Source organism: Halobacillus faecis, assembly GCF_007991335.1.
GTDB lineage: Bacteria > Bacillota > Bacilli > Bacillales > Halobacillaceae > Halobacillus > Halobacillus faecis.
This window is the reverse complement of the sequence record NZ_BJYD01000006.1, coordinates 206,467-222,832: the sequence shown is the minus strand read 5'-3', so window position 1 is coordinate 222,832 and position 16,366 is coordinate 206,467. Positions and strand designations below refer to the sequence as shown.

At 43.7% G+C, this 16,366-nt stretch carries 21 protein-coding genes; 14 read left to right on the top strand and 7 right to left on the bottom strand.

Going from position 1 to position 16,366, the window contains the following annotated elements; all coding sequences use genetic code 11:
- Positions 1–96: 96 nt before the first annotated feature.
- The 4 genes from HFA01_RS04970 to HFA01_RS04955 all read left to right on the top strand — a co-directional run bounded on the left by HFA01_RS04970 (position 97) and on the right by HFA01_RS04955 (position 2,617).
- Positions 97–1,008, top strand: coding sequence for an ABC transporter ATP-binding protein (locus tag HFA01_RS04970; RefSeq protein ID WP_146813826.1), 912 nt, complete (start codon positions 97–99; stop codon positions 1,006–1,008).
- Positions 1,005–1,745: an ABC transporter permease gene (locus tag HFA01_RS04965; protein ID WP_146813824.1), complete on the top strand. Its 741-nt coding sequence runs from the start codon at positions 1,005–1,007 to the stop codon at positions 1,743–1,745. The genes HFA01_RS04970 and HFA01_RS04965 overlap by 4 nt, the downstream gene beginning before the upstream one ends.
- Before the next feature lie 48 nt (positions 1,746–1,793).
- Positions 1,794–2,351 carry a DEAD/DEAH box helicase family protein gene (locus tag HFA01_RS04960; protein ID WP_146814007.1) on the top strand — a complete coding sequence of 186 codons (558 nt, stop codon included), beginning with the start codon at positions 1,794–1,796 and terminating at the stop codon, positions 2,349–2,351.
- A gap of 74 nt (positions 2,352–2,425) precedes the next feature.
- The gene (locus HFA01_RS04955) at positions 2,426–2,617 is read left to right on the top strand and encodes a hypothetical protein (RefSeq protein WP_146813822.1); all 192 of its coding nucleotides are present in this window, start codon (positions 2,426–2,428) and stop codon (positions 2,615–2,617) included.
- Between the two features lie 35 nt (positions 2,618–2,652).
- Here HFA01_RS04955 and HFA01_RS04950 read toward each other — a convergent pair whose 3' ends face one another.
- Together HFA01_RS04950 and HFA01_RS04945 are read right to left on the bottom strand one after the other, a co-directional pair.
- The gene (locus HFA01_RS04950) at positions 2,653–3,318 is read right to left on the bottom strand and encodes a potassium channel family protein (RefSeq protein ID WP_146813820.1); all 666 of its coding nucleotides are present in this window, start codon (positions 3,316–3,318) and stop codon (positions 2,653–2,655) included.
- Positions 3,319–3,334: 16 nt separating this feature from the next.
- Complete coding sequence (locus tag HFA01_RS04945) at positions 3,335–4,702, bottom strand: TrkH family potassium uptake protein (protein WP_146813818.1); 1,368 nt, start codon at positions 4,700–4,702, stop codon at positions 3,335–3,337.
- 255 nt (positions 4,703–4,957) lie between these two features.
- Between HFA01_RS04945 and HFA01_RS04940 the strand changes: the two genes are divergently transcribed.
- Entirely contained in the window at positions 4,958–5,386 is a 429-nt protein-coding gene (locus HFA01_RS04940; RefSeq protein WP_146813816.1) for a VOC family protein, read from the top strand.
- Between the two features lie 64 nt (positions 5,387–5,450).
- On the opposite strand, the gene HFA01_RS04935 is transcribed toward HFA01_RS04940, so the two are convergent.
- Positions 5,451–5,846, bottom strand: coding sequence for a hypothetical protein (locus tag HFA01_RS04935; protein WP_146813814.1), 396 nt, complete (start codon positions 5,844–5,846; stop codon positions 5,451–5,453).
- A 120-nt stretch (positions 5,847–5,966) separates the two neighbouring features.
- Between HFA01_RS04935 and HFA01_RS18815 the strand changes: the two genes are divergently transcribed.
- The 4 genes from HFA01_RS18815 to HFA01_RS04920 all read left to right on the top strand — a co-directional run bounded on the left by HFA01_RS18815 (position 5,967) and on the right by HFA01_RS04920 (position 7,659).
- Positions 5,967–6,119 carry a hypothetical protein gene (locus tag HFA01_RS18815; RefSeq protein WP_167506165.1) on the top strand — a complete coding sequence of 51 codons (153 nt, stop codon included), beginning with the start codon at positions 5,967–5,969 and terminating at the stop codon, positions 6,117–6,119.
- Positions 6,120–6,131: 12 nt separating this feature from the next.
- Positions 6,132–6,605: a hypothetical protein gene (locus tag HFA01_RS04930; protein WP_146813812.1), complete on the top strand. Its 474-nt coding sequence runs from the start codon at positions 6,132–6,134 to the stop codon at positions 6,603–6,605.
- A gap of 112 nt (positions 6,606–6,717) precedes the next feature.
- Positions 6,718–7,029 carry a hypothetical protein gene (locus HFA01_RS04925; RefSeq protein WP_146813810.1) on the top strand — a complete coding sequence of 104 codons (312 nt, stop codon included), beginning with the start codon at positions 6,718–6,720 and terminating at the stop codon, positions 7,027–7,029.
- A gap of 186 nt (positions 7,030–7,215) precedes the next feature.
- Positions 7,216–7,659: a hypothetical protein gene (locus HFA01_RS04920; RefSeq protein WP_146813808.1), complete on the top strand. Its 444-nt coding sequence runs from the start codon at positions 7,216–7,218 to the stop codon at positions 7,657–7,659.
- 27 nt (positions 7,660–7,686) lie between these two features.
- Here HFA01_RS04920 and HFA01_RS04915 read toward each other — a convergent pair whose 3' ends face one another.
- Positions 7,687–9,099 carry a glycoside hydrolase family 18 protein gene (locus HFA01_RS04915; RefSeq protein WP_146813806.1) on the bottom strand — a complete coding sequence of 471 codons (1,413 nt, stop codon included), beginning with the start codon at positions 9,097–9,099 and terminating at the stop codon, positions 7,687–7,689.
- A gap of 137 nt (positions 9,100–9,236) precedes the next feature.
- Entirely contained in the window at positions 9,237–10,187 is a 951-nt protein-coding gene (locus HFA01_RS04910) for a nucleoside hydrolase (RefSeq protein ID WP_146813804.1), read from the bottom strand.
- Positions 10,188–10,483: 296 nt separating this feature from the next.
- Between HFA01_RS04910 and HFA01_RS04905 the strand changes: the two genes are divergently transcribed.
- The 3 genes from HFA01_RS04905 to HFA01_RS04895 all read left to right on the top strand — a co-directional run bounded on the left by HFA01_RS04905 (position 10,484) and on the right by HFA01_RS04895 (position 12,879).
- Entirely contained in the window at positions 10,484–11,683 is a 1,200-nt protein-coding gene (locus HFA01_RS04905; RefSeq protein WP_246139274.1) for an MFS transporter, read from the top strand.
- A gap of 455 nt (positions 11,684–12,138) precedes the next feature.
- Positions 12,139–12,642 (top strand): GNAT family N-acetyltransferase, encoded by a 504-nt coding sequence (locus tag HFA01_RS04900; RefSeq protein ID WP_146813801.1) that lies wholly within the window; start codon positions 12,139–12,141, stop codon positions 12,640–12,642.
- 21 nt (positions 12,643–12,663) lie between these two features.
- Entirely contained in the window at positions 12,664–12,879 is a 216-nt protein-coding gene (locus HFA01_RS04895) for a hypothetical protein (RefSeq protein WP_146813799.1), read from the top strand.
- A 34-nt stretch (positions 12,880–12,913) separates the two neighbouring features.
- On the opposite strand, the gene HFA01_RS04890 is transcribed toward HFA01_RS04895, so the two are convergent.
- Both HFA01_RS04890 and HFA01_RS04885 read right to left on the bottom strand, forming a co-directional pair.
- On the bottom strand, positions 12,914–13,738 hold the full coding sequence (locus HFA01_RS04890; RefSeq protein WP_167506164.1) for an alpha/beta fold hydrolase: 825 nt from the start codon (positions 13,736–13,738) through the stop codon (positions 12,914–12,916).
- 93 nt (positions 13,739–13,831) lie between these two features.
- A complete protein-coding gene (locus HFA01_RS04885) occupies positions 13,832–14,710 on the bottom strand; it encodes an alpha/beta hydrolase (RefSeq protein ID WP_146813795.1) in 879 nt (292 codons plus the stop codon).
- Positions 14,711–14,811: 101 nt separating this feature from the next.
- Between HFA01_RS04885 and HFA01_RS04880 the strand changes: the two genes are divergently transcribed.
- The gene (locus tag HFA01_RS04880) at positions 14,812–15,885 is read left to right on the top strand and encodes a glycosyltransferase family 2 protein (RefSeq protein ID WP_146813793.1); all 1,074 of its coding nucleotides are present in this window, start codon (positions 14,812–14,814) and stop codon (positions 15,883–15,885) included.
- A complete protein-coding gene (locus HFA01_RS04875; protein ID WP_146813791.1) occupies positions 15,885–16,364 on the top strand; it encodes a glycosyl-4,4'-diaponeurosporenoate acyltransferase CrtO family protein in 480 nt (159 codons plus the stop codon). The genes HFA01_RS04880 and HFA01_RS04875 overlap by 1 nt, the downstream gene beginning before the upstream one ends.
- The last annotated feature ends 2 nt before the right edge of the window (positions 16,365–16,366 follow it).

Here is a 16,366-nt window from a genome sequence, read left to right as displayed (position 1 = left end):
AAGTAGATGGCATGAGGCAATAAAACTTCTTGTGAAACTTCTTTGATATCTACGCGTAGATACATATATAAAACTTGAAAGAAGGGGGCAGTCATCATCAAACACGTCATCCAGGTTGAAAACTTATCCAAGTCATTCGGCGTCACTCAAGCAGTTAAGAACCTTTCATTTACAGTGAACAAAGGAGAAATTTTCGGGATCATCGGACCGAATGGAGCCGGAAAGACGACGACACTTGAAATTTTGGAAGGGATTCAGAAACCAACGTCAGGTGAAGTAGAGGTGCTGGGGCTGAATCCTGAGAAACAGCTGCGTGAACTGAATCGCCGCATAGGCGTGCAGTTCCAGGCGACCTCCATTCAGAAGAAGATGAAAGTGAAAGAAGCGCTGGACCTGTTCTCAAGCTTTTACAAAGGGAAGACCCAAAAGGATCAATTGATTCGTATGCTCGACCTCGAAGAAAAACTGAATGTCCATTTTGAAGACCTTTCTGGTGGTTGGAAACAGCGGGTCACGCTTGCTTTGGCAACGTTGCACCAGCCTGAGTTGTTGTTTCTGGATGAACCGAGTATGGGCCTGGATCCCCATGCAAGACGTGAAATGTGGGGGATGATTCGCACCTTAAGAGATCGTGGCAGCACGATTGTCGTGACGACGCATTATATGGAGGAAGCGGAAAAACTTTGTGATCGTGTCGCGATGATTTACAGCGGGGAGCTCAAAGCATTGAATAGCCCTGATGCTCTTCTGGAAGATGTCGCGACCCATTATATTGCTTTTGAAAGCGGACGGATGCCTTATGAGTACCTGTTGACGTTAAGTGATGTGGTGAGGGTGGAAAAAGAAGAGGGCAACTTCAAAGTGTTCAGTGAGAATCTCCAACATACCGCCTATCAAATTTTCACCTACTGCCATGACGAGAACATCGAACTGAAGAACTTCAAGTTTGAGCGAGGTTCGCTAGATGACTTGTTTGTTCAATACTTGGAAAAGGAGAAAACCGGATGAATACGGTAATGAAGCTGGCAAACTTGGAAACTAAAATGTTTTTCCGTGACCGTCTCAGTGTTTTCTGGACGTTCCTTTTCCCTGTGGTGATGATCTGGTTATTCGGTTCGATGTTCAGTGGAGACATGGCTGGTCCTTTTACTTTTGCTGAAGTCTTCATCCCGTCATGGATCGGTGTCAATATTGTCACCACTTCGTTTTTTACTTTAGGAACCGTTCTTGCCGGCTATCGAGAAACAGGGGTCCTGCGCAGGTATCAGTCGACACCGCTTCAACCATGGAAGATTCTCGCTGCCCACACGGTGCAGGGGACAGTGATTTTCATTATTTCTGCTATATTACTTATGGTTTTCGGTATGATCATGTACGACCTTCAGACTCCTATGTATATTGGAAGTACGCTTTTGGCTCTATTCATCAGTATTCTTGCCTTTTTCCCGTTTGCCCTGTTCGTTACTTCACTAGCTAAAAATACACAGTCAGCAGCGGCCATCAGCTCCCTTTTTCTAAACTTAATGCTTTTTCTCTCTGGTGCCACATTTCCGATGGAGATGATGCCGACGATTCTACAGTATGTAGCCAAAGTGTTGCCATTATATTATGTGATTCAATTGCTGCGTGGCACGTGGAATGAGGCTCCTATCTCTGAATTCGGACTCGAAATCGGGATTTTACTAGGAATTGCGGTCGTTTCTATTGTGCTTGCTTCACGATACTTCAGGTGGAGCGATCAATAATGGCCTCTAGAATGAAAGGGATTTTTACAAAGGAAAGAGGTGAGAGAAATAAAACTTGTTTTATTATTTGGACCTCAAGCTGTCGGAAAAATGACGGTTGGACAGGAATTAGAAAAATTAACAGGGCTGAAGCTTTTTCACAATCATATGACCATTGAGCTACTTCAGCCCTTTTTTGGATTCAGTGACGAGATGTGGAACTTATCTCAATTATTCAGAACAGAAATCTTCCGTACTTATGCGAAAAGTGATGAGTATGGCATGATCTTTACGTTTATTTGGGCGTTCAATAAGCAGGAAGATTGGGATTATGTTGAAACAATCGTTGACATCTTCCAACGTGAAGGAGGAGAAGTGTATTTCGTGGAACTGCAGGCGGATGTGGAAGAACGGATCAGGAGAAACCGTACGACGAACAGGCTTGAGCACAAACCTTCGAAAAGAGATGTGGAAGCATCGGAAGAGAGGATGATGGCTTCCATAGACCGTTTGCGGATGAATACAAAAGATGGTGAAATTAACGAGAAGAATTACATCAAGATCGATAATTCAGAACTTGAACCTCATGTTGTTGCAGAAAGGATTCGCAAAACGTTTGATTTGTAATCATAGAGGTCATGTTTAATGAAAATCATCGTTCCGTTTTTTTTTTTGGCGCTCCTTACTAAGAATCAAAGCTGATGACTGTGTACTATTGGATGGCTGTCAGTCTGTACATAATGGCTTCAACCTTTTTGTTCACTGCTGCTATACTAACCGGTGATGGAGAGTTTTGGCTCCGTTTCATGATGGGGCTTGTTATGTTTCCGTTGATGTTCAGGGTGGTTTACGGCGTGGTCACCCGAGTCAATCAAGCGATATTAAAATCTTGAAAAAAGCAGCAGCTGTTGGACAGCTGCTGCTTTTATTAATCCTCGACAACGAGGTTTTTCTCAAAGCGGTTGACGTCTTTATCGGCTCCGATGACAATCAATATGTCACTTGCATTGACTTGTTCGGTCGCCATTGGAGAAACGATGACATCTTTGCCTCTTTTGATCGCTACAATATTACACCCGTACTGGGCGCGGATATCTAAATCGATCAATGTTTTTCCGCTCATCTTCCTTCCTGCTTTCACCTCGACGACGCTGTGATCATCAGATAGCTCGATATAATCGAGGATATTATCAGAAATGATGTGATGCGCGATACGTTTTCCCATATCTCTTTCCGGGTGGACGACTTGGTCGGCACCGATTTTGTTCAGTATTTTCTCATGGTAATCGTTCTGGGCTTTGACGGTAATCATTCGTATGCCCATCTCCTTTAAAATCAACGTCGTCAACATACTGGCCTGGATATTATCTCCGATGGCTACGATGACGTGATCAATATTCCTGAAACCCAATTCTTTGAGGACGAGTTCATCGGTGGAATCAGCCATAACGGCATGAGAAACGATCTCTCGGTACTCATTGACTTTGTTTTCATCGAGGTCGAGAGCGAGGACTTCCATGCCCTCTCGGCTGAGTTCTCTGCAGATGCTTCCGCCGAAACGGCCAAGTCCCACGACAGCAAATGTTTTTTTCATCGTTGGTTTCCTCCTATCAGCCGATAATCATCGGTTCTTTCGGATAATGATATTTATCTTTGACGCCTTTTCCTCGAATGATGAATAAGAAGGAGAAAATACCGATCCTTCCGATAAACATGAGAGTAATGATAATGATTTTTCCAGCTGTATGCAAGTCAGGGGTAATTCCCATTGAAAGACCGGTCGTTCCAAAGGCTGAGCATGCCTCAAATAAAATCTGCATTAAAGAAAACTGCGGCTCGAAGTAATTCAATAAAATTACCGCAATCCCTGTAATGGCGATGGCCGTGTTAATTACAATGAACGAACGGAAGATATCATCCGGATCGATCTCTCTTCTAAACACTCGTACATGAGTTTTCCCTCGGGCATAGGCGATGACCGTTAAAACACTAATTGCGAAAGTCGTTGTCCGTATTCCTCCTCCAACACTACTCGGAGAGGCCCCGATAAACATAAGAATACAGATGACCAGTAAGGTCGGTACACTGAATTCTGCTACATCCATAGTCGCAAGTCCTCCGTTCCGTGTGGTCACGGATTGAAAAAGGGAGAAAAAGAAAGCCTCATGCCAGGATTTGTCTGCGAAAAAGTTGTTCCTATCCAGAAGATAGATCAGCACTGTCCCCACAACAACGAGAACCCCGAAAGTAACAGACGTCAATTTTGCAAAAAGGGAAAAGTGTATGACATTCTTTTGTTTATGTGTCAGATAATCTTTGATCTCAATGAGCACCGGAAAACCAATGGCTCCTAGTGTTAACAGGAGCATATTGATCATCTGCACAAAATAATCATTTTCGAAAAGGACAAGGGATACGCCGGTAATATCAAAACCTGCATTAGTCGTGGCACTGACCGATGCAAACATCCCTTGAACGATGGCTTCCCATACTGTCGGGAAGTATTGGATAAAGTAGACGCTTAAAATAATGGCACCCACCAGTTCAATGAAAAGAATAATCAATAGGATCTGCTTGATCAATTTGACCATTCCTGCAAACGTAGAGCGGTTTTGGTCGGTCTTAATGAGTTGTCTCCTTTTCAAGCCGATCTTTTTACCGAGCATCAGCCAAATGAACGTTCCCAGCGTCATGACGCCGATCCCGCCGAATTGGAGAATAAACATGAGAACAAAATATCCAGCGGTATTAAACGTATCCAGCGTCGATACGACATTTAGCCCGGTTACACTCACAGCGCTTACGGCAGTAAAGAGAGCGTCAATAAAGCTTAATTCGACACCTTCCTTATGTAAAAATGGCAGGCTTACGAGTATGGTGGAAACGATAACTGCCGTTGCGTAGAACAATACAATCACCTGAAAAGGAGTCAAATGGTCAAAGTATTTGTTGAATTTGGTTTTTAGGTCATAAAACATAAAGATGCTCCTTCAGGTGAAGAAATCAAGTTATACATGGATTTTAAATGTTCTCTATTATGATTACAATCCTTTCGAATCATAGGTTGTGGGTTAAATTTACAGAAAATAAAGAAAGTGGGATAATGGAGGGGGAAACGATTGGACTAAAAAGTTAAGCCAAGGCAGAAGGTCACGAGGATGATCAGGGGAATACATAAGGACAATTGCTTCATTGGTTGCATAAAGGTTTCATTAAAAAAGGAGGAATGTAGCATGTTTCAAGTCGGAAGTGTATTCGTTCCAGTAACGAACCTTGAAAAGTCGAAAAAATGGTATGAAGAACACCTGGGTGTAAAGGAAATCGATTCATGGGAAGGAGGAGCTGGTTTTTTCTTTCCTCAAGGCTCTGCGCAGTTTGGTTTGATTGAAGTTTCCCGTTCGCAGTCCACGGAATTTGAAATAAACAAGAGTGAAAGAAACAGCTTTTTCAATTTTGTTGTAGACGACATCCATGTCGCTTTCCAGCAGTTGAAAGATGCAGGGGTTGAGACAACAGAGATCCAAGACTTCAGCGGCATGAAGCATTTTGACTTTTTCGATCCGGATCAAAATGTTTACAGTGTGGTAGACGAGGATTTGAACTCTCCTTTTCATAAAGAGAATGTTAGGACACAGCAGGAAAAGATGAGGACGACACCATAAGTAGTTCTTAAAAGTGAACCGGAGGAAACCAAGAAACATCTAGAGACTAGACGCTCTAGACGTTTCATTTGGATAAGACGAGTTTCTCTTCTTTACCTTCCCAGTTTAGGGTGATCGTCATTTCACTTTTAAGCGCAATGCGACAGTCGTTACACTTTGATTCCAAGTAAAGTTGATGACCGGACAGCCGCTTAGTCCCTTTCCAGTTGATTTCTTTCCCTGTCCAGGCAGGTTCCGAGTTTACTGTGTAGGTAACAGGAAGACCATCCATATTCTGCTCTCCTGTATATATAATCGTAAGCTCTCTGAACATGGTCCCGCTCTCTTCATAACCTACATAATGACTAGACCAACTTTGGGACTGTCCTGTCAGTGATTTCGCTCCTGAGCTGTACCATATGAATAGACTGGCAAAGGAAAGTAGGATGAAGGAAAGGATCAGTCCTTCTTTTTTATTCATAGGATCCTCCTAATTTATATGGCTCTCATTTTACTATACTTCTTTTTGGGGACAAAGCTTTCCTTTTCTATGAATCATTTAGACATCCGCGTCCTAATAGAGTGAGAGGGAGGGGGATTCGTGGCTGTTTTTATAGGTATAGTGATCATTCTTTCCTTATGGTCCATTACGAAAACGCTGGAAAAAATAACGAAAAGGATCACAGATCGACAAGATGAGCAACTCCAACATTTACAAGAAATCAAGGAACGGCTTGCTGAGAAGAAAGGGTAAAGGAGGCTCATTGTGAAAAAGACGTGGTTAAAATTTTCTCCTCTTTTAGTAATGCCTGTGATTTTGGGGCTCCATATGTTCCTTTCTATTGGAGACTATGCTGTTCCTTTTGGGGTTTCCTTGCAGGAGGACGAGCGTACGGTAGAGAGGTACGACTGGAGAGGGAATGTCGTCGAAGGGTTCTCGATCCAAGAAATCACTTCAAAGGAAGAGGTGGGAATCCTTATTTTAGAAAATAAGTTGAAGCAGACGTTTGCTGCAGGTGTTCTGCTCTTTTTAGTGCTCGTGTACTCGATCGTGTTGGAGTGGTTATCTAGGTTATGGAAGGTGTCCTTGGAAGGGATAATAAAAATCCCTGAAAAATGGAGACCGGTGATGATTGGTGTAGTCATATCTTTGTATGCCTTTGCAGCGTTCCGGATCGGTGCTCAATACGTTGAACTCGTTCAGGATAGTGAAACACTTTTACATAACCTTGTACCATGATTTCATAGTTGGGAGCTCTTGGAAAAGGATTGGGAGTCATAACGTTAAAGGAAGAACAGAGAAGGGAATAGACTTCTATATTGTAAAAGTTTTACAAGTGGGAGTGTTAGTCATGAAGCCTTTCCTGGTAATCGGAAACATTGTTTTAAGCGGTTTGTTTGCTTTGTGGGTCTTTTATTATTTTGTAAATGGACCACTGGTAAAAAGGCGGACGCATACATCTATAGTGGAGCCGGACTTTTTCTTGCTTCTTCCTATATGGGGAATCGGGGCTTACCTTGTTTGGCGCTATTTTTCCAAAAGAGAGTGGGACAGCGTCACGTATGTGGACATAGTACTGACCAACGTTACGTTGTGGTTGACGATTCCCCTAGGCTTTTATATCCAGTACGTTTGTCCATTAATAGGAGGAATCGATGAATGACGACCGGCCATTATTTGGCTTCAGCCCTACCGCATCCCGAAGGTCGTTTTAGCATAGATTCGAAATGGAAGAAATTTTAGCAAAGAAGCGTTCATGGATGCCAGTACTCAAAGATTGTCTTTAAAAGAGAGGCAGTACGTGGTCGTGAAAAAGAGCTGGCCGGACGGCATAAAGGAGGATTGTAAAGTGAGGAGATCCAATACGATTGCAAAGCTTTTGACCTATTGTGCTATAGCCATCGTCGTCCTCGGTGTAATTTCTTTTTTTGCAATTATTCTTAACCAAAGGATTGGAGCGGCCATTACAGGTGTCGGTGTATTGGTCAGCAGTCTCGTGACAGGGCTTCTATTTCTTGGTTTTGCAGAAGTGATCCATCTGCTGCAAGGGATGTATGATCAAAATAGGGAACATGAACCTTCTGAGATTGATTTTACATATGAAGAGGAAGATGAATTGACTAGAAAGATAGACGCTGAGGACGAACGTGAAATCCGATCATTTTTTAATGAAAGGAATCAAAAGGTGGAGGAGATCCATCCCACAGATAAGCCGTTCATTTATATCGTAGAAGTAGAGGGGAAGAGGAAAAAAGTAGAAGCAGGCGGCTTCACTTTGAAAATACTAGAATAAAGAGAGGTCTCCCAAGTAGGGGAGGCCTCATATTTTTTTCACTTTGAAATGGCGCTGAAGGATCGGCCAATTTTGTGGGAAAGGGCTTCCTAGAACCCAGTAGCTCGCGCCTCTTAGGCCGTACTCTTCGACCGTATCATACTTTGCCTGCACACTTCTCGCATCTTCGAACCAGACTTCATGCTGCTGACCATTTGCATCGGTATATCGGAAAAAGGGAGATTGGTATTCTTCATTGTATTGGATCGGGACCCCGTATGTGGCAGCAAGTTGGATGGCTTCCTGAGGGTTGACCGTTCGAGCATAAGTGCCCTGCACCCATGGAATTTCCCATTCACGTCCATACAGAGGCATTCCCATCAGAATCTTGTCACGAGGGATGACGGTGACGGCATAATCAAGCACTTCACGTACCTTGTTGATTGGTGCAATGGCCCATGGCCTTCCTCCTGACCATCCCCATTCATAGGTCATGAGCACAACGAAATCAACAATGTCCCCATGGGCTTCATAATCATGAGCTTCATAAAGAAGACCCTGCTGATCTTCGCGTACTTTCGGCGCGAGGGCGGTAGAGACGCTGAAACCTTCTGGGCGCAGACGACTGACGACTTTTCTAAGAAAGGCATTGTAGTTTTCTTTATCTTCCGGGTACACATATTCGAAGTCGAAGTTTACTCCTGAATAGCCCTTCGACCTCATCTGTGTCAAAAGGTTGTTAATGAAGGTATCCTGAATTCCGGGATCTCTTAAAAAGGTGGCTGCGAGATCCGAGTCAAAGCTGCCTCCTACGAAGTTAGTGACCACCAGCAATGGAGAAATGTTTTGAGCTGCAGCCGCCTGTAAAACCGCTGCGTCATCCAAATCTGTCAGGCTTCCATCTGTCTGAATGGTGCGTGTAAAAGGAGAGAGATAGGTGAAATGGCTGCCAAGCGTGTTCACTTCCCTTGCTCCTTCGGCCTTGGTCCTCGTAATGTAGGCGTTGATTTCTTTTACAGGACGAAGAGGGGACGGGATGGCCAGCGTCATACCGACAGAAATAACCGCTGGGTTCTCAATGCCATTCGCTTCAGCAATCTCCGAAACCGATACGCCGAACTGGTTGGCGATCTTCCAAAGGCTGTCACCTGCCTGAACCGTATAATTCGTAAAAGGAAGAAGGAGCAGTTGACCAACAAAAATGAGCGCTGGGTTCGCAATATTATTTTTCTCGGCCAGGTCCTGAACACGGACACCATAACGGTTTGCAATGTTCCATAGACTGTCACCAGGTTGGATGACGTATTCTTTATTCGGCTCAGGGATGACGAGTGCCTGCCCGATCACGACCACGTCGGGATTGTTCAGCTGGTTCAGAAGGATAATCTGGTTGATATCCGCCCCGTACCGCTGGGCGATTTTCCATAGAGAGTCGCCAACTTCAACAACATGAATGATCATTTCGCCCCTCCTTTTTGCGCTTTCTTTATATGAAGATATGCAAGGGGATTTTGTCCCTATGTATAAGCAGTCATAGTTTGATCGTAAGTGAGTAAGAACTTCTGAGCGTAGGGCCATCCTCAAATGTTACGAACGTTTTATAGATATCGTGTAGTCATCACAGTAACAAAATCTTTTACAAAGGCTTCGTAGTTAAACGATATGGCAATATGATCCGTATTTTCTGTCGGCTCTTCGCTGGAATTTGGCCTGAAGTCGGCTATACTCTCACCTTTTGTATTGTCAAAGTTAATGGATACAGAAGCCTGGCGTTTGATATACCGGACTTGTTCTGGGTTCACTAAGGCAAATACAGTAAATACATCGTGCAGAGGGCTCCCAGAAAGCTTTGGGTCTAATTTTTTATAGGCTGCGGTGTAGTAGTCAAAAATCGGCTTGATCAGATGGGTGAACGCATTGAAAGATTGAGAGGTTATTCTTTGAATGGTTTCGGGTGTGATGATGGCGTGGTTCGTAACGTTCAATGGAGTGATATAGATATGATTTAATTTGTTTAATACGAGGTTGGCAGCGATTCCATCCCCATGAAAGTTAGCTTCTGCCACAGGCGTCACGTTTCCTGGTACTAAAAAGGCTCCTCCCATACAATAAATAGCCTTTACTTTGCTTAAATTCTCTTTGCCTCCTAACAAAAATGCAATCGCAAGTGACGTAGACCTTCCTACATCCAGGATGACTAGGTTGTTTTCGTACGAGTCGATGATTTTAAAGATTTCATCGAAATTTACTACCTCACTTTGAAGGGTCTCTGGAGGACGTATGGGTCCTAAACCTTCTTCCCCGTGGATTTCAGGATAATAAACAGCAACTTCCCCACTGAGCGGACTTCTGGCTCCCCCGATAATGGGAATGTCTTCTCTTCCTGCTAGTTTTAAGAGATAGGAAACATTTTGAGTTGCTTGTTGTTGGGGCACGTTTCCATAGCCAGAAACAATTCCTACCACATTGGTTTTTGGATTTAGGAGTGCGTACATGATGGCTAGTGAGTCATCAATCCCTGGGTCACAGAACAGAAGAACATTATGCATAGAACCCCCCCTTAATATAGATAAGCTATTTTATGTATGGCATCGCAATTAAATCACAATCTATGTTTTCAGTAGTGATCGTGGGCATCTCACATGTATTCTTACAAAGAACAACTTTATGAAAACAACTCTTCGTTAAAGGAAGGTTGTTCAATATCAAACAACGGCTTTTTAGTTATGAATGATTTGTGACAACAATAGAAATTCATAGGATATTCCCAAATTTTGTAGAAAGGTTTCTTTAGAGGGGTGTTACTATTAGACACAGTCTTTCCCAAAAGAAAAATTCATTTTTATTGTTATTCGGACTGGGAATATCTACTATAGGCGACTTTATTTATATCGTAGCCATCAATATTCTGGTCCTGAATTTAACCGGTTCAGCTGCTGCAGTTGCTGGCTTATGGATGATAGGACCGATTGCTTCGTTAGTAACAAAATTTTGGTCCGGGAGTATGATCGACCGTTTGAACATACGGAGAATCATGATTGGAACAGACCTCATTCGTGCAGCTTTAGTAGCGATCATCCCATTCTTCGACTCTATTTGGCCGATCTATGTATGTCTATTCTTTCTATCCATTTCAAAAGCGTTTTTTGAACCCGCAGCGATTACCTACATCACACATTTGGTTCCCGGAAACGATCGAAAACAATTTAACTCTTTTAGAAGTTTGATCACTTCCAGTGCGTTTTTAATTGGACCTGCGATTTCTGGTGCACTTCTGCTCATTACTTCGGTACATATATCGATATGGATGAATGCTTTTTCATTTGTTGTATCAGCGATCCTGGTGTATTGGTTACCAAACGTGAATACGGATGCAGGCCAAACCGTAAATAAATTTAGTTTGAACATGATGAAAAGCGATTGGAAAGAAGTGTTTCGATACAGTCAGAGCCACCTGTATATTGTAAAGGTGTACTTCATAGCTCAATTTTTTATGGTACTTGCCCTTGGAATGGATGCTCAAGAGGTTGTCTTTACTCAAGAGGTCCTGCATTTATCAGAAACAGATTACGGCTTGCTGATCAGTCTGACTGGAGTTGGTTCAATTTTAGGAGCAGCCACTGTTTCTCTCTTGTCTAAAAAGTTATCCATAAAAGCTCTGATGATCAGTGGGTACTTGATGGTATCAGTGGGCTATTTAGTGTATGCTTTCTCCGTTTCATTCTGGACTGTGGCCATGGGGTTCATGGTATTGGGGTTTTTTAACTCCTTTTCAGGTACTGGGTTTGTGACTTTTTATCAAAACAATGTGCCGGTAAAAATGATGGGGAGGATCTCGAGTATCTATGGAATTTTTCAGAGTGTATTTCAGATTCTTTTTATTTTCCTGATTGGCTTTACAGGGGATATTATTCCAATTCGATACAGTATCATAGGTGCCTCGACCCTGATGCTGCTGATAAGCTTTTGGCAGATCAAGCTGGTTCTTATGCCGAACCGATCAGGGTACTTCAAAGAAGAGCAGGAGCTTAAAAGCACCTCTTAGGGTTGGGAGTGACCATGTTCGTGCAAAAGAAATAGGGGTGGCCTTGGTTAGCCCTATTCCTTTTGCGAAATGATAGATGAGGCTTAATCGTAAATTTCTTAATGAGGCAAGCATTTGTTTTATTTCTTCCTCGGAATGTCTTTCCCATGCTTTTCACTCAGCTACTATTTGCGAAGGTGATTTGGAACTATAAATTGTCTTTTATTGGTAGTATAATGGAAGTAGAAAGAGGGGCGTGGAAGAACAGTCCCTATTTTTTTATGTATGGATGAGGTTCTATAATCATCCATACATAAAAGCCCAATTGTTCCATTTATATATTATGGAGTAATCTGGGCTTATTATTTCTATCAAATGAGGTAATGCCAAGCCATAATAGAATCATTTATGGAAGTTATCATATCTAGGGAGAGGTGATCTTTTGAACAGGCGTTTATGGAAGGGGGAGGAGAAAGGTGGAAATCTTTAAAGCTGGACCGGCGCATGTGGAAGGAATTGTGCGTGTCTGTTCAGAAGGTAATCGCACCACATACGCTCAAATATACCCCGCTGATTACATAGAGCAAATTATCCATCAGTTTTACACAAAGGAAAGGATCATGGATGAGGTCACCCAGACAGGAAAAGAGTGGGGCGGTTATATCGTCGCGGTTGACGGTGAAGAGGTTGTCGGAGCGTGTGGGGGCGGGATGATTGCAGAAGATGCCTCTGAACTTTACGTCATGTACCTGGATCCAGTCAGAAAAAATGAAGGGATCGGGACGAAACTTCTGGAAGCTTTTTCAAAGCAACAAGCAGACTACGGAGCGAAGAAGTTGTGGGTTTCTGTGCAGGAAGGAAACCAGCAGGGTATTCCTTTTTATGAAGCCAAAGGGTTCGTTTTTTCTCACAAACAAAAAGGCTATGGAAGTGAAGAAGCAGAAAAGTACACGTCGCTAAGATATTGGAAGAATATTTAACTAGGAAAGAGGTGTGAGTGGTTGCAAATAGCGAGCAGGAGAATCGAGTGGAAAGATATCATCATTGGTTTGGCATTCATCATCGTCCTTTATTTTACGCTCCCGCATTTTGGGGTGAAACCTTATTGGATTTTGCTCACCTTGATGGCAATTGTGGAATGGGTGACAAAATTTATCCTTCCCTGGATTGTTTTGTATTGGGCGATCCGTTTGATTAAGAGTTGGGAGTCTAAATAAAAAAAGAAAGCGCTTGGCATGCTGCCGGCGCTTTTTAATGATTGGAGTTGATGACTTCCTCTGTAACGTTCGTCAAGTCCATTTGCCCTTCCGACTTAATGAAGGAAATGGCCAGTTTATTGAACGACTCTGTTTTATCTAAATTCACGACATGACCGCTTTCCGATAAAAGGAGGAAAGAGGTGTTCGGCATGTGCCGTGTATCTTTCATCACATCATCTCTAAACATGTGGTCGCCTTCCCCTGTGATGTATAACTTGGGTATCGAGGCAGCGTTTGAATGAACGCGTGTAAAGGTGTCCGGAACGGAATAGACGATGTTATACCAGCCTAAGAAATCTTCCCTCTTCATTTGGGAGGCCTCATGGATAAAGGCATTCCTGGACTCTTTATGATTCTTCCTAGGCATCAAAATTCGAGCGCACAAAGAATACAGATACAAGTGCGGGGTGACATTTTTAAGCATCGTCCCCAGCATGAGAAGAAGTTTTGCCAAAAGATTAATCCGTGTGATTGCTCCTCCTAAGACAGCCGTTTGTACCCGGTGGGAGGCCGTGGACAAGACGTGTTGAATGACGACAGATCCAAGAGAGATCCCTACAAAATGGGCCTTTTCCACCCCGAGATCGTCTAGGACTCCGATTACCTCGTCGGTCACGGTTTCAAAGGAGAATTTCTCTTTGTAGCTGGACACGCTTGGTGAATTTTTATGACCGGGCAAATTGACGACTATGATATTGAAAGATTTTCGAAACGCTTTCATTTGTGGAAAAAAGATGTTGACGCTTCCACCAATTCCATGGAGGAAGATGACATACTCCTTGGAAGGGTCTGAGCCTAACACTTTATATTCTAACAATCGATCACCTGCTTTAATAAATCTCAATACGACACTAATCGTCATTATAAGTGAAAAAGCAGGGGGGAGCAAAGGATAATCGGTCTGGTTTTGTTACGATTCTGTGACCTGACGCATCGTTTTTGAAATGATCCGCCAGGCTTCTTCTGCTTGATTCCGCGGTCCCTGATGGGTGAAAGCGTGGCAGCAGCCTTCAAAAACGTTGACGTCTACGTCAACATCCGCTTGTTTCAATTTTTCTGCGTAAGCTTTCCCTTCCATAGTAAAAGCATCGTATTCGGGAATAATGAAAAGCGCCCGGGCCAGTCCCTCCACCTTTTTTGCTTTCACTGGAGAAGCGAGCGGGTGCTCTGCCTGATTTTTTTCCGGAACGTAACAATAGTTGAGGAAATGAGCAGCCTCTGGATACTTCGCCCGCCATTTATCCGGTTCCGGTTTATCACTGTGTGGAGTGACGAAGTCGAGCATCGGATAGGACAGCACTTGCAGAAGCGGCTGTCTTTCGGAGCGCTCTTTTAAGAGAAGACAAAGGGCAGCAGCCATATTCCCTCCTGAACTTTGTCCGCCGACCATCATTTGATCGGCATCAAGCTGAAGTTCTTTTGCATGGGTCTTCAGCCATTGGTAAATCTCGTAGCACTGCTCCACAGGTTTTGGAAAAGGGTATTCAGGCGCCTTTGCATAGTCGACATTGACGATGACGCACCCTGTTTCATTCGCAAGGAAACGGCAGTACGGATCGTCCATTCTTTTTTCATTCATGATGAAGGCGCCTCCGTGCATGTTCATATAAACGGGGAACCTTTTTCCATCAGCTGCAGCCGGATAGTATAAGCTGATGGGCGTCGGTTTCACCTTTGTATCGACGACCAGGTCTACTTTCTTATGTACATATCGAAACGGGACCATCAGGTTTCTTTCTGCCTGATTGGGGAAAAGTCGCAGTAATCGTGCCATCCATAACTTAAGCATCATTGAACCCTCTTTTTTTAATAACCATTGTACCCGGTCTTGTCCTTGTATAATCAAGTGTTTCTGAGGTGACAATGGAAGTACATAGGGAGGTGATCGGAATGTGGGTGATGATTCTGGCTGTTTTATCAACCTTTCTCCTGTTCTGGCATAAATTATCGTTTCCTATAGAAAAACGTAAGAATACAGAGATGTACACATTGATCATCCCAGCGAGGAACGAGGAGGAAAACTTGAAGCGCCTGATACCGACTTTACTTTCAAAGGGCCATCATCGTGAGGTCATTGTGGTGGACGACGATTCAGAGGACGAGACGAGAAAAGTGGTGGAGTGTTTTGGTGTGAAAGTCGTGGACAACCCACCTTTGCCTCCTGGTTGGATGGGCAAGTCCTGGGCCTGTTATAACGGGGCGAAAGCAGCGAAAGGAAAGACGCTCGTTTTCCTTGATGCGGATACATGGTTTTCAGAGGGAGGAGCGGAGCGTTTGGTGAGAGCTTTTGACGGTGAAGAAACGGTCATGACCGTTCATCCTTATCATGAGATGCGCTCGTTTTGGGAAAAATTATCCGGTGTTTTTCATCTGGTCGTTATGGCATCTTCCGGTTTGACGACTGTTCTCAAGGACAAACTCGGAACACAAGGCGGATTCGGCCCTTGCTTGGTTATCGGCGCGGATACCTATTGGAAGCTTGGAGGTCATGAGGCCATTCGGGGAGAGATTGTCGAACACCTGGCGTTTACAAGAATGGCATCTTCTCAAGGGTTAAAAACACAAGCCTATAGCGGGCGCGGTGTTTTGAATATGCGAATGTATGACGCTGATTTGAAACAAGTGATTCAAGGGTGGGCCAAAAGCTTTTCAACAGGGGCGAAAACAGCGTCCCCCATCATGACGCTTGCAAATGTCGTGTGGCTTACGGCCGTTTTCTCCTTTCTGGTAAACCTTCCTGGTCTGGGCTGGTGGGGTTTACTTGGGTATATGGCTTTAGCTGTTTGGTTGTACCGGACGTGGAAAGAAATCGGGAACTTCCGGTGGTTTGATGTGCTCCTGTTTCCGCTGCACTTTTTCTTTTTTCTGTTCGTTTTTGCCTACTCTTTGTGGAAGACCTTTTTCATGAAGGAAACAACATGGAAAGGACGTTCGATTGTTGATAAGAAAAGGAGTCCCTCCTAATGTTCGCTAATGTAGTCGCCTGGCTGTGCATCCATCTTGGCGTGAGCAGTCTCGTCTCAATTGTGCCAGATCCTTTTGTGAATGCCTTCGCTGGATTATACCGTGTAAAAAGGTGGGAATCGCAGGATAAAGTTTATGAACATCTGGGTGTGAAAAAGTGGAAAGACCGGCTCCCTGAAGCGCGAAAGTGGTTTCGAAGGGAAAAGTCAGCGGCTCATTTGCGAAGTCCGTCCCAATGGGAGCGTTTCGAAAAGCAGACGAATCGATCGGAGCTCTCCCACTGGATACAAATGCTCGCTGCTCCTTTTTTCTTCTTATTCAACCCGCCTTGGGCCGGCTGGATCATGGTCGCTTATGCCCTATTGTTCAACCTTCCTTTTATTATCGTTCAAAGGTATAACCGCGTTCGGTTGATGAGAGTGAAAGATCGTGTGTTTTCAAGCGATAGAGGACATTGCCCACGAGTTAAAGGACATTGAAT

What these genes read in the sequence shown, in the direction of transcription:
- HFA01_RS04940 (WP_146813816.1), top strand. Translation starts at nt 4,958, where the DNA reads ATGTTTCAAGTCGGAAGTGTATTCGTTCCAGTAACGAACCTTGAAAAG.
- HFA01_RS04955 (WP_146813822.1), top strand. Translation starts at nt 2,426, where the DNA reads ATGACTGTGTACTATTGGATGGCTGTCAGTCTGTACATAATGGCTTCA.
- HFA01_RS04950 (WP_146813820.1), bottom strand. Translation starts at nt 3,318, where the DNA reads ATGAAAAAAACATTTGCTGTCGTGGGACTTGGCCGTTTCGGCGGAAGC.
- HFA01_RS04925 (WP_146813810.1), top strand. Translation starts at nt 6,718, where the DNA reads ATGAAGCCTTTCCTGGTAATCGGAAACATTGTTTTAAGCGGTTTGTTT.
- HFA01_RS04915 (WP_146813806.1), bottom strand. Translation starts at nt 9,099, where the DNA reads ATGATCATTCATGTTGTTGAAGTTGGCGACTCTCTATGGAAAATCGCC.
- HFA01_RS04875 (WP_146813791.1), top strand. Translation starts at nt 15,885, where the DNA reads ATGTTCGCTAATGTAGTCGCCTGGCTGTGCATCCATCTTGGCGTGAGC.
- HFA01_RS04885 (WP_146813795.1), bottom strand. Translation starts at nt 14,710, where the DNA reads ATGCTTAAGTTATGGATGGCACGATTACTGCGACTTTTCCCCAATCAG.
- HFA01_RS04945 (WP_146813818.1), bottom strand. Translation starts at nt 4,702, where the DNA reads ATGTTTTATGACCTAAAAACCAAATTCAACAAATACTTTGACCATTTG.
- HFA01_RS04910 (WP_146813804.1), bottom strand. Translation starts at nt 10,187, where the DNA reads ATGCATAATGTTCTTCTGTTCTGTGACCCAGGGATTGATGACTCACTA.
- HFA01_RS04935 (WP_146813814.1), bottom strand. Translation starts at nt 5,846, where the DNA reads ATGAATAAAAAAGAAGGACTGATCCTTTCCTTCATCCTACTTTCCTTT.
- HFA01_RS04965 (WP_146813824.1), top strand. Translation starts at nt 1,005, where the DNA reads ATGAATACGGTAATGAAGCTGGCAAACTTGGAAACTAAAATGTTTTTC.
- HFA01_RS04880 (WP_146813793.1), top strand. Translation starts at nt 14,812, where the DNA reads ATGTGGGTGATGATTCTGGCTGTTTTATCAACCTTTCTCCTGTTCTGG.